The 15389-nt window shown below is 60.0% G+C and carries 14 protein-coding genes and 1 pseudogene; 11 read left to right on the plus strand and 4 right to left on the minus strand.

Annotated elements, in window-relative coordinates; all coding sequences use genetic code 11:
- Positions 1-16: 16 nt before the first annotated feature.
- From FJ974_RS14755 to FJ974_RS14770, 4 genes and pseudogenes are all read right to left on the minus strand, one after another.
- Positions 17-901, minus strand: coding sequence for a cytochrome c oxidase subunit II (locus FJ974_RS14755; protein WP_140534354.1), 885 nt, complete (start codon positions 899-901; stop codon positions 17-19).
- Positions 902-1059: 158 nt separating this feature from the next.
- A pseudogene (locus tag FJ974_RS14760) lies at positions 1060-1224 on the minus strand (JAB domain-containing protein); the annotation flags it as partial.
- A 103-nt stretch (positions 1225-1327) separates the two neighbouring features.
- On the minus strand, positions 1328-1555 hold the full coding sequence (locus FJ974_RS14765; RefSeq protein WP_226891263.1) for a helix-turn-helix transcriptional regulator: 228 nt from the start codon (positions 1553-1555) through the stop codon (positions 1328-1330).
- Positions 1556-2089: 534 nt separating this feature from the next.
- Positions 2090-3040: a LysR family transcriptional regulator gene (locus FJ974_RS14770; protein ID WP_140534351.1), complete on the minus strand. Its 951-nt coding sequence runs from the start codon at positions 3038-3040 to the stop codon at positions 2090-2092.
- A gap of 167 nt (positions 3041-3207) precedes the next feature.
- Here FJ974_RS14770 and FJ974_RS14775 point away from each other — a divergent pair, with 167 nt between their 5' ends.
- From FJ974_RS14775 to FJ974_RS14830, 11 genes are all read left to right on the plus strand, one after another.
- Positions 3208-3945, plus strand: a complete 738-nt coding sequence (locus FJ974_RS14775; RefSeq protein WP_140534349.1) for a glucose 1-dehydrogenase — start codon at positions 3208-3210, stop codon at positions 3943-3945.
- A gap of 550 nt (positions 3946-4495) precedes the next feature.
- Positions 4496-4963 carry a (2Fe-2S)-binding protein gene (locus FJ974_RS14780; protein WP_181177180.1) on the plus strand — a complete coding sequence of 156 codons (468 nt, stop codon included), beginning with the start codon at positions 4496-4498 and terminating at the stop codon, positions 4961-4963.
- Positions 4960-7086 carry a xanthine dehydrogenase family protein molybdopterin-binding subunit gene (locus FJ974_RS14785; protein ID WP_140534347.1) on the plus strand — a complete coding sequence of 709 codons (2127 nt, stop codon included), beginning with the start codon at positions 4960-4962 and terminating at the stop codon, positions 7084-7086. The genes FJ974_RS14780 and FJ974_RS14785 overlap by 4 nt, the downstream gene beginning before the upstream one ends.
- A 180-nt stretch (positions 7087-7266) precedes the next feature.
- The gene (locus FJ974_RS14790) at positions 7267-7647 is read left to right on the plus strand and encodes a c-type cytochrome (protein WP_140534346.1); all 381 of its coding nucleotides are present in this window, start codon (positions 7267-7269) and stop codon (positions 7645-7647) included.
- A gap of 129 nt (positions 7648-7776) precedes the next feature.
- Positions 7777-8418: a hydrolase gene (locus FJ974_RS14795; protein ID WP_140534344.1), complete on the plus strand. Its 642-nt coding sequence runs from the start codon at positions 7777-7779 to the stop codon at positions 8416-8418.
- A 9-nt stretch (positions 8419-8427) separates the two neighbouring features.
- Positions 8428-9624: an amino acid ABC transporter substrate-binding protein gene (locus FJ974_RS14800; protein WP_140534342.1), complete on the plus strand. Its 1197-nt coding sequence runs from the start codon at positions 8428-8430 to the stop codon at positions 9622-9624.
- Between the two features lie 161 nt (positions 9625-9785).
- Positions 9786-10535, plus strand: coding sequence for an SDR family oxidoreductase (locus tag FJ974_RS14805; RefSeq protein ID WP_140534341.1), 750 nt, complete (start codon positions 9786-9788; stop codon positions 10533-10535).
- A 32-nt stretch (positions 10536-10567) separates the two neighbouring features.
- A complete protein-coding gene (locus FJ974_RS14810; RefSeq protein WP_140534339.1) occupies positions 10568-11644 on the plus strand; it encodes an alkene reductase in 1077 nt (358 codons plus the stop codon).
- Positions 11645-11749: 105 nt separating this feature from the next.
- On the plus strand, positions 11750-12577 hold the full coding sequence (locus FJ974_RS14815; protein WP_140534338.1) for an alpha/beta fold hydrolase: 828 nt from the start codon (positions 11750-11752) through the stop codon (positions 12575-12577).
- A gap of 20 nt (positions 12578-12597) precedes the next feature.
- Positions 12598-12840 carry a hypothetical protein gene (locus FJ974_RS14820; protein WP_226891264.1) on the plus strand — a complete coding sequence of 81 codons (243 nt, stop codon included), beginning with the start codon at positions 12598-12600 and terminating at the stop codon, positions 12838-12840.
- Positions 12841-14134: 1294 nt separating this feature from the next.
- Positions 14135-15223 (plus strand): hydroxyacid dehydrogenase, encoded by a 1089-nt coding sequence (locus tag FJ974_RS14830; protein WP_226891265.1) that lies wholly within the window; start codon positions 14135-14137, stop codon positions 15221-15223.
- Positions 15224-15389: the final 166 nt, after the last annotated feature.

Genomic DNA, 15389 nt, shown 5'->3' on the forward strand with positions numbered 1-15389 from the left:
CACCTCCGTGCTCTGTTCAGCGGGCCTCGACGGCTTCGAGTTTTGCCGCGACGTCCAAACCGGACGTCATCGTCTTTCCTGACGGTTGGTTTGCCGAGCCTGTTTGCTTGGGCGCCGACAATTGTGCAAAAGTCTGCTGCTGGCCGACCCAGGCCAGATAATCTTGCTCGGTGTCGACCACGACCACGCCATGCATCAGCGGGTGTCCCTGGCCGCACAGCTCGGCACACAAGACCTGGAAGGTTCCGGTCCTTGTCGGCGTGAACCAGAAATAGGTGACCGAGCCCGGGATCATGTCCATCTTAGCGCGGAATTCCGGGATGTAGAAATCATGCAGCACGTCGATCGAGCGCAGCAGCACCTTGACAGGTTTGCCGACCGGCAAATGCAGGTCTGCCGCCTCGACCACGACATCGTCCTGGGCGTTGGGGTCAGTCGGCGCGATGCCAAGCGGGTTGTCGGCCGATACGTTGCGGGTGTCGGACGTACCGAGCTTGCCGTCCTTCCCGGGCAAGCGGAAGCTCCATTGCCATTGCTGGCCAACGACCTCGATATCGGAGGCGTCGCTTGGAACGCTGACGAAGCGGCTCCAGACGAACAGGCCTGGGACCAAAAGGGCCGTGACGCCGACGGCGGTGCCGACTGTCAGCCACCATTCGAGGCGCTTGTTCTCCGGTTCATAGGCGGCGCGACTGCCTTCGCGATGGCGGAAGCGGAAGACGCAATAGGCCATGAAAAGCACGACGGCGCTGAAGACGATGCCCGTGATCCAGAAGCTGATGATGATGGTGTTGTCGATATAGTCCCAGTTCGAGGCAATCGGCGTCCACCACCATGGGCTCAGGAAGTGGAACAACACCGAGCCCACGACGATCAAAACGAGTACAAGCGCGATGGCCATGTCCCGTCCTCCGGTATTTCAATAGAGCGCGAAGGGTCCACCCGAAATACCAAGCCGCATCATGCTCGATTTCCGGTTGAAATTCCAGAGCCGACTATCCGATGAGAAATTGTTGGGGTTGTTCGCGCCTGCAAAACCTCGGATGCCGGGCAAACGCCTCAAATCAGCAGCAGGCCCTTCATCGAGGCGTTGCCCTTGCGGCCGATGATGATGTGGTCGTGGACGGCGATGCCGAGCGGCTTGGCCGTATCGATGATCTGCTTGGTCATCTCGATGTCCGCGCGGGACGGTGTGGGATCGCCTGAGGGATGGTTATGCATCATCCCAAAGGATTCTCCATCGCATTGATATTGTAGATATTTCTCTGAAGCTTGGTGGAACTGGTGCCGGGGAATGGGGCATGTTCCCCATGACCGATCGTGATTGTCACGGCTGATCATCGGTGAGTTCAGTGAGTCGCCTTGATGCACGGCAACTCACTCTGTTCTGTTCGTCCCACGCTTCAAGCTCGTCGATCGGATAGAGGACGGCTTTGCCAATCTTAACGAACGACGGGCCGATTTTCATCGCCCGCCAGTTCCGAAGCGTTCCAACCGAGACGCCGCCGCGATAGCGCTCCGAGACTTCCTCGGCGGTTAGAAATTTGGTGTCCAACGTAAGCCTCCCTTGATCGACAGCGTGGTGTCGCTCGTTTGTGGTCATCGAGCGTGAGGCGAGGTCCTTGAGTGCGATATCGCCCGACGTCACCGTTGGGCTTGCTTGTCATCGGTCGCTCACGCTGTTGCACGAGCGACCATGCAGCACTGAGGTGAAATGCGAGAAGCCTGATTTGGTCCGCGTAGGGAGCACGGATAGTCTGGGTTATATATAGGTCGGTCGAGCGCCTAGGCTCGGCGTTTCCTAGAGCAACGGCGCCGTATTTTTTTAGACGCGCCTCCCATCAAAATCCGGTTCAAATAGGAGTGTCGGTTCGATTCCGACCACCCGCACCGTCTTCTTTCTTCCGAGGAATGCGACCTCAGGGAACTCGAATCTCTTCCGGTCCGCCATCTCCCGCCGTTTTCTAAGCAGAAGCCGACGGCCGCGCCCGCATAGCCGATGCGACCTTTGGCTCGCGAGTTCGCCGGCTTCCTGCCCCCACGTTCGTCGTTTGAAGCGCTGGGTCCGACGCTCCACGGTCCGCGCGTGTCAGATCGTCAGGCTTGGAAGGCCCACCGCCGTGTCCCACGGTGTCGGGGACGGGAAAATCTCCCGCAGGAAAGCGGTGAAGGCCCTGACGTTGGGATTGCCACGGCGAGTTTCCGGCCACAAAGCGGTGATCGCGAAAAGGTCGATCGCGAATTCCGACAGCACCGGCACAAGTTCGCCGCGCAACACGAAAGGGGCCGCGACGTATGTAGGTGATATGCCTATTCCGCCCCCGGCAGTGAGAACGGTGGCGACGGCATCGCTGGAATCCACAGTTATACCGGCATTCGGAATTATCTCGATCGTCCGATCTCCGACGCGAAACGGCCAGCGCAGGCTTTGGCCAGTGCTTTGATATCGGAAATTGACGCAGTCGTGGCCATCAAGTTCCTTGGGATGGAGCGGCACGCCCTTGCGGGATAGATAGCTCGGCGCCGCGAAGGCGCAGATGCGATGTGGCGCGAGTGGTCGAGCAATAAGAAGCGAGTCGACGGGATCGCCGACCCTGATCGCCACGTCTATGCCCTCGTCTATGATGTCGACCAAACGATCGGTAAGCCGGAGATCGATCGATAGCCTAGGGTGGCGCAATCTGAAGAGCGGCAGGGCCGGTGACAGCACGGCAATGCCCAGGGGAAAGGGAGCTGTCACTTTGAGCGTCCCAGCGGGCTCCGCCCTCGCGGCCACCGCGGCTTGTTCCATCTCCTCGGCGTCGCGTAGAAGCCTGAGGGCTCGCTCGTGGAGATCGCGCCCCTCCGGTGTCAACGACAACGACCGCGTCGTCCTGTTGAACAGTCGGATGCCTAGTCGCTGCTCCAGGCGCTGCACGCTTTTGCTCACGGCCGACGGAGAGATCCCAAGCGAATTTGCCGCCGCTGTATAACTCCCCAGCGAGCCCGCGCGCGCGAAGGCGATGAGGCCCGTCAGTCGTTCGAATCCCATTTGTTCCATGGCGGAATTTTTATAGCGCCTAGGAAGCCGATTATCAATGGCATGGACTTGGTCTAATCACCGCTAACCGTCTCTTTGACTTGGAGGAGCAGCAGCTTGAGTTTTGGCTGACCCCTCCGCGTCAGAAGCCCGCGCAGCCGAAATCGACGATATCGAAAGTAATCGGAATGACGAACAGACTAGAAGGTAAGATCGCACTGGTAACGGGCGGCAGCAGCGGTATTGGTTTGGCAACTGCCAAGAACTTGGCAGCCGAGGGAGCCCGGATCTTCGTAACTGGCCGACGACAGGTAGAACTCGACGCCGCTGTGCTCGAAATCGGCCACAACGCAACCGGAGTGCGAGGCGACGCTGGCAGCCTGGCTGATCTCGACGCGTTATTCACGACCATTAGGAACGAGGCCGGCTCTCTCGACATCCTGGTCGCCAATGCCGGAATTTACGAGATGCAGGCCCTGACGGATGTCACCGAAGTGGCATTTGACAAGACGTTCGATCTCAACGTGCGGGGGCTGCTGTTCGCGGTGCAGAAGGCGCTTCCGGTGATGAACGACGGTGGGTCCATCGTCCTGCTCGGCTCGGTCGGCGCATCGAAGGGCTTCGCCGGGTTCTCGGTTTACAACGCCACGAAAGCCGCAGTGCGATCTTTTGCGCGCACCTGGGCCGTCGAACTCAAGGATAGAAAGATCCGCGTGAACGTCGTCAGCCCGGGACCGACGGCTACGCCCGGCTTCGACGTGTTCGCCAACGCGGAGATGAAAGAGGGTCTGCTCGGCATGGTTCCGCTCGGACGACTTTCGGATCCCTCGGAGATTGCCAAGGCCATCACCTTCCTCGCGTCCGCTGACAGTCGATTTATTACGGGCATCGAGCTTTTCGTCGATGGCGGCACCGCGCAGGTCTGACGCATCCCCGCGGGCCGGACGCGCGTGGCATAGGCTGACGGCTAAGCGCGAGATAGCTCGGACCAGGAATCGAAACATGCAGGGGCCCGCAGCATTCGCGGCTGGAGGCCGGGCTAAGGAGAGACGCTGTGACACATCAGGATTCGGAACCAGACTATGACACCGTGATGCGCGGCAACGCCGCCCGCGTATTCGGCGAACGTGACCCCGACAAGCGGCTCGCTGCGCTGGCTGAGTTATGGTCCGTAGACGGCACTTTGTACGAGCAGGAGCCCGTTTCGGGATATCAGGCAATATCTGACAGCATTACCGCACTGTTGGGGCAACTGCCTCCGGATACCGTCTTCATGCCTGTCGGGCCCGCCATTGGACATCATGGTGTCGGGCTGCTGCGCTGGGCGGCCGGACCGCGTGGTGGTGAGCCCGGGCCCGTGAGAGGGACGGATGTCGCGCGGATCGAACATGGGCGGATCCGGGACCTCTACGTGTTCCTTGATCCCCCCGCGAGTGGATCGGCCCACGACCCAGTCGTTGCTACGGAGATTCGGTCATGATTTCGATCGAAGTGAACGGCAAGTCTGTGTCGGTGGACGCCGAAGGCGAAGCTCCTCTGTTGTGGATCCTTCGAGATGACCTCGGACTGACCGGCACCAAGTTCGGATGCGGCATCGCCCAATGTGGGGCCTGCACGGTTCACGTCGACGGCGTGGCAACGAGATCATGCGTTTTGCCTTTGGATGCGGTGGAGGGGAAGTCGATCACCACCATCGAGGGGCTGGCTGGAGGCCGACCCCATGTCTTGCAGCAGTTGTGGATCAAGCATCAGGTTCCGCAGTGTGGATACTGCCAGTCCGGCATGCTGATGGCAGCAGCGGGTCTTCTTGCAGAGAACCCCAAGCCCAGCGATGAGGAAATCGACGCGGCGATGACGAATATATGCCGCTGCGGAACCTATCCTCGCGTTAGGGCCGCTTTGCAGGAAGCTCGCGATTCCGCCATTGGTGGAGGTCGTCAGTGAACCCCATCACGCCAAGCCGGCGCTCATTTCTCAAGACTTCCGCGGCGATCGGCGCGAGCGCTTTCATACTACCCTTCGCTACACGAGCCTTCCCGCAAGGCAAAGGCGAGAGTTTCGTCAGCAATTTCCTTCGCATTGATCGAGACGGGGGGATCGTGATCGTTACGCCCGTCGCGGAGGTGGGCCAGGGGACGTCTACGGCGCTGCCCATGATCCTCGCGGAGGCCTTGGATGCCGACTGGACGAAGGTGCGTTTCGAGCTTGCATCCGTCGGGAAGGAGTATGGCAATCCGACCTTGGGCGGAATCCAGCTTACCGGTGCCAGCACAGGCGTCAGTGCCTTCCATGACCCCCTGCAAAATGCTGGCGCCGTGGCGCGAACGATGCTCATTCTCGCGGCGGCCAAGGTCTGGAACGTTAGCCCGGAAGCCTGCTCCACGCAGAACGGGCGCGTGTTGCTGGGCAACACGAATAAGATTCTGACATACGGTGAGCTGGCGTCGGCGGCGGCTGAGCAGCCCGTACCGAAGGTGGTGGCCCCGGTTGCCTCCTCAAAAAACCGGTTCGTTGGAAACCCAATCCCCCGGCTCGACATCCCTGGCAAGGTCAACGGATCCGCAACGTTCGCGGTCGATGTGCGCCTCCCGGGTATGCTCTACGCCACCGTCGCGGCGTGCCCCACTTTCGGCGGCAAGCTGCTGCGCGACACGCGTTCGGAAGTCCTCAAGCAGAAAGGCGTTCGAGGAGTCGTAGACCTGCCGAGTGCGGTGGCCGTCGTGGCCGACCGTTGGTGGATTGCGCGCCGTTCGCTCGACAGCCTCGGGGCAGAGTGGGCACCAGGCCAGAATGATCACGTCAATGATGAATCTATCAGTGCTCAGCTTTGGGGAGACCTCAAATCGAAGGACGGCGTCGTCGTAAAGACGGCGGGAACGCCGGACGCGGCTTTGCGAACGTCGCAGACTGTCATCACCGCGCAGTATGAGGTTCCGTTTCTAGCACACGCGACGATGGAGCCGATGTCGTGTGTCGCGCGCGTCGACGCCGCGAGCTGCGACGTCTGGGTCGGCTCGCAACTTCCCGACAAGGCCAGGGCAGTTGCCGCCGAACTGACAGGCCTTCCGGAAACGTCGGTCAAGATCCACACTCTGATTGCGGGCGGCGGCTTCGGCCGAAGACAGGAGGCAGATTTCGTCGCCCAGGCCGTCCTCGTCGCAAAGAGTTTTCCGGGTCAACCCGTAAAGCTGATCTGGTCACGCGAAGAGGATATCCAGCACGATTTCTATCGGCCCGCAGGTGTATCCGAGCTCACGGCGGGCGTGACAGGCAGGGACGTCCTGGCATTCAAGCACAAGCAGGCATCACAGACGATCTTGCCTCGAATGTATCCGGCCTTCATGCAGTCATTCGACAGCGTCGTCACCGACGCGATCTTCGCCTTCTACGATTTCCCGAACCAGGAAGCTCGTTGGGTCCGCAGCGAAACACACGTACCCGCCGGCATGTGGCGTTCCGTCGGTGCTTCGCAAACCGTTTTCGCCATCGAGAGTTTCATCGATGAAATCGCGGCCAAGACCGGCGAGGACCCTTATCAATTCCGGCGAGACAGACTTCGTGCCAACGCCAAGGCGCTTAAGGTGCTCGACAGGCTCGCCGAGATCAGCGGCTACAAAAATCATGCCGGTGGCTCCAGGGCCATCGGTCTCGGCATCAGCCACAAGAATCTCGACTGCCTTGTCGCCCAGGCGGCAGAGGTCTCTCTGGAAGGTGGACGTGTTGTCGTTCACAAGATCTGGACGGTCGCCGATCCCGGCCAGATCATAAATCCGGACACCGCGAGAGCCCAACTGGAGGGCGCGGCAATATGGGGACTGTCCGCTGCGCTGTACGGGAAGATTTCCATTGGGCAAGGACGCGTCCAGGAAAGCAATTTCGACACCTATCAAGTCGTTCGTCTCGCGGACACACCAACCTTCGTCACTGAGCTACTTCTGAGTGGCGGGCCTTTCGAAGGTATTGGCGAAGGCGGAGCTCCGAACGTTGCTCCAGCGGTCTGCAACGCGCTCTTTCGCCTGACCGGCAAACGTATCAGGCGCTTGCCTATCGCTGAACAGTTCGCCTGACGATCCACGCGACTTTGCTTCAAGCTGTGGCGTGCCGTCGCGCGGCGATCGATCCATCAAAGACGATGGGCCGGTCACGCCATCCAGAACGGGAATCCCGATTTCGAAACCACCACCGAAATGTGCGGTCTTTCAGTCACCAGACTGGAACCGCTCATTATCTAAAAAGGAACGTCATGAATGCCGCAAATGATCACGAAGGCGGGTAGCGCCTTAGCCTTCCTCCTCGCAATCGCCGCGCAAAATGCGAATGCACAGGACGCGACCGCAGGGGCCAAGCTGTTCCAGCAACGGTGCCAGGCCTGCCATAGTACAAAAGCCGGCCAGCGTGCGACGGTTGGTCCAAACCTGGCGGGCGTCATGGGACGACCGGCAGCATCGACAACCTTCTCCTATTCTACAGCACTCAAGAAATCCGGTCTGACGCTGGATGGGGCCACCATGGACAGCTATCTGGCCGCACCCTCGAAGCTGGTGCCGGGGACGCGCATGTCCACGTCAGTTCCCGACGCGAAGCAGCGGGCCGACATCATCGCCTACCTTGCCACGCTAACGCCTTAGTACCGACACGCGCCCGAAGGCGCGTGGCCAGTCCTATTTGGCCCGGGTGACAATTCTAAGTACGCCAGCGCCATCTCCCGGCGATTGGCTCCCTTTACCTAAACTGCATCAACTGAAACAGGAGTCGATATGATAAAAACTGGCCTCGACGCCCTTCTCGCACCCGAAGAGTGCGTATTGCTGCTGATGGACCATCAGCCTTTCCAGTTCGCCAATTTACACAGCCACGAGCCGACAATGGTGGTCAACAATGTCGTCGGGTTGGCAAAAGGGGCGAAGGCCTTCGGGGTCCCGACTATCCTCACTACAATTAATGCCTCGACCGGCGGCGCGCTCTTGCCTGGTATACAGGCCGTGTTTCCCGAACAGGAATCTATCGACCGTACATTGATCAATACCTGGCAGGATGGACGCGTGGTCGAAGCCATCAAGGCCACGGGCCGCAAGCGGGTCGTCATGGCAGGGCTTTGGACCGAGATTTGTCTCGCCATGCCCGCCATACAGGCGATCGGTGAAGGCTGGGACGTCACGATCGTAACAGATGCTTCGGGAGGTGTAAGTCGTGAGGCCCACGATGTCGCCGTCACGCGGATGGTTAGCGCGGGTGCCAACCCTATGACCTGGCTGGCGGTGCTCGGCGAATGGCAACGTGACTGGGCGCGCACCGCGACTGTTCCCGCGTTCGCCCAGGTGATCGTCGAACACGCGGGCGGTTCAGGCGTGGCGTTCCAATGGGAGCAGCAACTCCTGGCCACCTCAAAACACGGATGAGACCTGCGCATGCCAACTTCGACAGACCCGATCCGCATAGGCTATAGCCTGCCCCTTTCAGGTCCGCTTGGCGGAAACGGTCGTTCGGCACGCCTTGCGCATCGGGTATGGGCTGAGAAAGTCAACAGAAGTGGAGGCCTGCTTGGGCGCTCGGTCGAGCTCATCTGTGAAGATGACCGAACAGACGCCACATTGGTGCCAGGGATTTATTCACACCTCCTCGACGTCAAGAAAGTGGACCTCGTAATCGGAAGCTACGGTACCAACAGCCTGCTGCCGGTTATGCCGCTCATCATTCGAAGCAACCGCTTTTTCGTCGGATTGATGGGCGTGGGCGTAAACCAGGGCTTCAACTACCCCGGCTACTTCGCAATGATACCGCTGGGGCCCGATTCAAACGGGGCCCTCACCGACGGATTTTTCGCGTTGGCCGCCCGCCAGTCGGCTAAGCCCGCGACGGTCGCGTTGCTTTCCGCCGACGCGCAATTCGCGCTTAATCCGATCCTCGGAGCCCGCAGCAATGCTGCCAAGTATGGGCTTCACGTCATCGACGAACGGACCTACGCGCTCGGCACCGAAGACTTTGGGCCCATCATTGAAGCGGTTGCCGCACTCAAACCCGACGTCCTTTTGCTTTGCTCATACCTCGCCGACTCCATCGGTTTGGTGCGGGCGATCTCGCAGAGCCGGTTCAAGCCCAAAATGGTCGGGGGAGCGATGATCGGTCCGCAGAACGCGGATGTGAAGGTGCAGCTCGGGCCGCTGTTGAACGGGTTCGTAAACTACGAGTACTGGGCTCCGGTGCCGTCGATGATGAACGACGACGTGCGCAGTATGCTCGACGAATATCAAGGCCTTGCGCGCGATGCGACCGTCGACAAACTCGGCCACTATATGGCGCCGACTGCCTATTCCCAGCTCCAGGTGCTCGAGCACTGTGTGCGGGAGACCGGAACGCTCGAGGACGCGGCCCTTATCGCTTATGCCCGCAGCGCCAGCTTCGAGACGGTTCTCGGAACGATTCGCTTCGGCGCCAACGGCGAGTGGACATCGCCAAGGGTGCTTCAGGTTCAGTTTCGTGGAGTTGCCGAAGATCCACTCGATCAATTCCGGCAAGGATCTGGACAGGTGGTCGTCTCGCCAGACGACCTCTCGTCTGGCGCATTGCTTTATCCCTACTCGACCACCCTTCCTCCACGATCTTGAAAACGGAGTTAGTTGGCAAACAAGCGCGACTCGCTTGCACCTCAGGATGATCAAGCGGTCAATTAATGCCATTCCAGCACAAATGAAACGATATCCGGCCATATTATTGAACGCACGACGACAAGCTATACCGGGTTCGGTGTACATAAAGGATCTCTGCAATGACCGAAGCCTCTTCGCCGACTAGCCACAGCGGCCCGCTCAAGGACCGAACCGTTCTCCTTTTCGGCGGCACCTCAGGCATAGGCCTTTCCGCTGCGGTGCAGGCTAAGGCAGCCGGCGCGGAGGTTTACGTCGTGGGCACGGACGCGACGCGCGCGGCAAAGGCGGCTTCTGACAATGGGTTGGCAGGTTGGCGCGCAGCCGACGTAACCAACCCGCAAGCCATTGCAGAGGCGATCGCCGACATCCCCCATGTCGATCACCTCGTGCTCCTTGCCGGCACTTTCGTTGCTGGCAAGGTTATGGAAGCAGAGGTTTCCCATCTCCACCGGGCGTTCGACGAGCGCGTTTGGGCCGCCGTGCACACCATCCGAGCACTCGGCAATCGTTTGTCGAAGGATGGATCGGTTACCTTTATCTCCGGCGTGCTGGCGGATCGTCCTAATGCCTACGGGACCGCAGTGCTCGCCGCCGCTTCCGCCGCGATGGAGGCTCTCGCTCGTGGCTTGGCCCTGGAACTGGCGCCCGTCCGTGTGAACACGCTGTCGCCTGGCACCACCGATACTCCGCTGCTCAGCCGGACGCTCGGCGAGGGGCGCGATGCATATGTTCAGACACTGACCGATAAACTCCCTCTGCATCGGCTCGGGACAGCGGAAGAAGCTGGTGCCGCGGTGCTGTTCCTAATGACCAACTCGTCAATGAACGCCGAGACGCTCCATATCGACGGCGCTCAGCGGATCGTCTGAGTTGAAGCGAACAATCTAGAGAAGCAACGTAGATGCCGAGTTTATTCGATCCGATCAGGGTTGGTGCGATCGAGGCGCCCAACCGCATTTTCATGGCGCCGATGACACGGGCTCGTGGCACCCGCGACCACGTCCCCACGAAGATAATGGCTGACTACTACGCTGCCCGGGCTAGCGCGGGCCTGATAATTTCGGAGGCGATCGGCATTACACAACAAGGCCTTGGCTGGCCATATGCCACGGGTTTGTGGTCGCGTGAGCAGATTGCAGGCTGGCGCGGGGTGACCGACGCCGTTCACGGTAAAGGCGGACGGATTTTGGCGCAGCTCTGGCATATGGGCCGCGTGGTGCATTCAAGTTTCCTCGCCGGTGATCGTGCTGTGTCCGCTTCGGGCACCACGGCCCCAGGCCACGCCCATACCTACGACGGAAGACAATCCTACGAGCAGGCGCGTCATCTCCACGCCGACGAGATTCCGGGCATCCTCCAGGATTTCGAACGCGGCGGGCGCCATGCGATGGAGGCCGGCTTCGACGGTGTGCAGATCCATGCCGCGAATGGTTACCTCATCGACGAATTCCTTCGAGACAGTTCCAACTTTCGCGACGACGACTACGGCGGATCCATTCCGAACCGGCTACGGCTGCTCCGGGAGGTTACTCAAGTCGTGTCCGACGCCATCGGCGCGGATCGCACAGGCGTTCGCCTCTCTCCCAACGGCGAAACTCAGGGCGTCACTGACAGCGACCCCAAGCCCGTGTTTTTCGCGGCCGCGCAGACGCTGTCCGAGATAGGGATCGCCCATTTGGAGCTTCGGGAGCCCACGCTCGACGGCACGTTCGGGAAGGGTGACATCCCACCGCTCGCGCCCTTTCTTCGGGGTGCGTTCAAAGGAACCTTGATCCTGAACTCCGATTTCGACGCCGCACGCGCACAAGCGGATTTGGATGGCGGTATCGGCGACGCGGTGGCGTTCGGTCGGGCGTTCATCTCGAATCCGGATCTGCCACGTCGGATCGCGGAAGGCTTGCCAATCGTGCCGGCCGAGACGGCCACTTGGTTTAGCCAGGGTGCCGAAGGATATCTCGACTACCCCGCAGCGAACTGACTTCACGGCGGAAAGGCCCGCTTTGCTTCTTGTGCTTGGCCAACTCTGGCTCGAGCTTGAGTGGCGACCCGGGCGAACTTTATTCTTAACATAGGGGATTACACGATGAGCTATGTCACTACCGCCGACGGGACGCGGATCTTTTACAAGGACTGGGGAGATCGTTCCGCGCGCCCTATCGTGTTCTCCCACGGTTGGCCGCTCACTTCGGATGCGTGGGACGGCCAGATGCTGTTCATGCTGCAGAACGGCTTCCGTGTGATCGCGCACGACCGCCGCGGTCATGGCCGGTCCGATCAGCCGGGCGTCGGAAACGACATGGACACTTACGCCGACGACCTCGGCTCAGTATTGGAGGCTCTCGACCTTGAGAACGCGATGATGGTCGGCCATTCCACCGGTGGCGGCGAGGTAGCTCGCTACATCGGCAGGCACGGCACTGCACGCGTCACCAAGGTCGTCCTCGTCAGCGCGGTTCCCCCCATCATGGCCTCGACGGATCAATGGCCGGGCGGCCTCGATATTTCGGTTTTTGATGGACTCCGGAAGGGTGTTTTCGACAACAGGTCGAAATTCTATCTCGATCTCGCGGTGCCGTTCTTTGGGATGAACCGTGACGGCGTAGCGTTGGACGAGGGCCTGCGCTTGACGTTCTGGAACCAGGGGATGATGGGCTCGATTGTCGGTCAACATGCCTGCATTCGTGAGTTCTCGGAAGTCGATTACACGGCAGACCTGAGGAGGATTGACGTCCCGACTCTCGTCATCCACGGCGACGACGACCAGATCGTACCGATCGGCCACTCCGGGGAATTGACGGCGAAGGTCGTTCCGAACGGCGAACTCAAGGTTTACGCTGGCGCGCCCCACGGGCTGGCTGCCACTCACCAGGACAAGCTCAACGCCGACCTCCTGGCCTTTGCACGACGCTGATTGCTTTCCTGCGCGGTTCGATGCGCCTGGATGTTTGCAATCACTGGATTGAAGGACTGGGAAAGCTTGCGTCCTACAGTCGCCAGAACACGGACAAGATCACTTTCGGATTTGCGGTCGTGAAAGCCGAAGAAGTCGCTAATGCGAAAGGCAAGAAAGCCAAGGCGAAATCGAGTGCTGCTGCGTCTGCCCACGTGAAATATCTGACAACGAAGAACATTGGGTTCGATATCCAGGCTATCAGGAGCCAGTTGAACCGGTAGACCAGAATGATCGGCAGCGCTTCACTACGCGGCAGAGCCAGACATGGGCAGCAGGTAACGCGCAAACTCGGGCCGGATGGCGGCTCTCGGCTAAGATCGACCCTTAAGCAAACAGTCAGCCTCCGGCCTCATTTCAGTCGTTCCGATCGCGGCCCAGTGGGGCCGTTTCTGAGCAATTCAGCTAGCGGCGATTGCCGATATCTCTGGCGCTCAGCAGGTTCGTCAAAGGGTGCAGTGACGCGGAATCGACGCTACGTTGTGGGGCACGGAAGGGCGCATGTCTTGTGCCAACGCCCTCGCAGGTCGCTGGCTATATTTGCGATCTATCAACCGTCGCACGACGGTTGGGCAAACTCGCAAATCTATGATTTCAGGGGAAATTGGATCGAAGCGTGACCAACCGTGATCCGTAACGGTCGGTAGGGTGCCGAGCGGGTTCGTTGTGAATCAAAATACTATGATCAGATTCGTCATATCCATCAAATGCTTGCATGCTCATGCTGAAGAGGTGGGGCCGTTAACTGGGGCGTGTGTCGAGCGACCACTGATGATGTTCCACGCTGGGCATGATCGCATTCGCTCAGTACTCTGACGTCCCGATCAACCACGGATTCCGAACGCTTATCTGTCGAGCCAGCGAACTCGGAACGACTGAACTGCCTCTCTGCTACTCTGGCGGTGCCGCTTTTCCCGCGTCAGTTCGCGTGTGGGTCTGCAGACGAAAGGCCCGATTTGTACCAGCGATCCAACTCGCCGCTCGGATAGAGGATTGCTTTGCCGATCTTGAGGAACGATGGCCCGATCCTCATGCAACGCCAGTTGCGAAGAGTCCCTTCGCTTACCTGTCCGCGATAGCGAGCGATGACTTCTTCAGGGGTGAGGTAGTTCGGGTCAGGCATGGGGGTTATGTTAGCAGAGTTGTGCAACGGCTTGTTGCACCCGCGACCCCGTCGGATCGAGACGTGAGGAGAATGCCGGCGCCGTCACCACGGACTTCTCATCGTGACCCGAAGCTGAGGGCACAGGCGATGATGAGCGCTTTGCGCCTCCTTCCTGCCGTTTCGGGTGATGCAGCTGTTTCCCAGAAGCCGCCATCGCTGGCGCGTGTATCAGATGCAGGACCTATGCTGCACTATTTTTTTGAACGGTCGTGTGCGAGGCTTGGGCTGTGTGCTGGAAATGCTGAAGATGCGTTGCCAGCCATCGCGGTTGAGGCGCTCAAGCCGCCGCCAAGGCAAAGCGGGGCAAGGCGCGCGCAGCTGTCCAATACCTGCCAGCGCATCTGCGATGCGGATTGAATCGACAAGAATTGTTCCGTCAGGAGAATTCGAAGGTATTTGAGGAGATCGCTATCCCTATGAGCCCTCAAGGCTTGCCCAGCGTTCTCGCATTTGAACGCTACGACCCGACTGACGCCTCGCTGAACTGGCTGCGCGAGCGTGGGGTCAACGTCATTTTCGGCAACGCACTCTGGGAAATGCCGTTCAAACGCTTCACCGAGGATGAGCTGATTGCCAAGGCACAGGGCTGTGTCGCCTTGATGGGGGCAAGCGGCACCCGCATCACCCGGAGCGTCTTACAGGGGCTTCCGGATCTGCGCTATATCTCGAAATATGGCATTGGCGTTGACAGCATCGATATCGACGCCGCAACAGAGCACGGCATTCTGGTTTCCAGCACGCCTAACGACTTTCAAATCTTTACGGTCAGCGAGCACGCGGTCGCCCTGATGCTGGCTGTTGCCAAGCAACTCGGCACGTGGACGCCCGAATTCATGCGACGTGGCGGGTGGCGCGGCCTGACACATGGAGCTACGCTGCGCGGCGCCACCGTCGGCATCCTCGGCCTCGGCCGCATCGGCCGTGGCGTGGCGCAACGGCTATCAGGCTGGGAGGCTCGCATCCTAGCCTATGATCCCTTCCTTAAGGAAGCGCCTCTAGGGATCGAACTCGTAGACTTCCTCACTTTGGTGGAGCAATCCGACTTCTTGACGCTGCACGCAACGCCGAGTCCGGACAACCATCACATCCTAAACGCCGCCGCGTTTGCGAAGATGAAACCCTCAGCCATTGTCGTTAACACCGGGCGCGGATCGCTGATCGACTACACGGCCCTGCGAGCAGCGCTGGCCAACGGCCAAATCGCGGGTGCAGCACTCGATGTGTTCGACCAGGAGCCGCCAAAGACCGACGACCCGCTGTTTTCGTGGCCCAACGTCTTGTGCACGCCGCATGTCGCCGCCTGGACGACTGAAGGAACTCAAGCCATCGGCTGGCATGCGGCCAAGAACCTGTGGGCGATGATGAGCGGCGAAGGGCAAGCCGATATCGTCAACCCGCAAGCCAAGCAGCGCAGGAGTGCGGCCTTGCTCGGCGACGCGTGATTTCAGGAAGCTGCGTCAATGCCCACCCTTCTGCATCGATCGTGGGACCCGCAAGTCGACACGTGATTGCGTGGCTTGCTCCCATGTTTCTGCATTGGGTGATGTCTCGACGATCCCACCCTAACCTGAAGGTCAGCTCTCGAGGATTCGCAGCCCGAAACCCGCC

The organism is Mesorhizobium sp. B1-1-8, assembly GCF_006442795.2.
Taxonomy (GTDB): Bacteria; Pseudomonadota; Alphaproteobacteria; order Rhizobiales; family Rhizobiaceae; genus Mesorhizobium.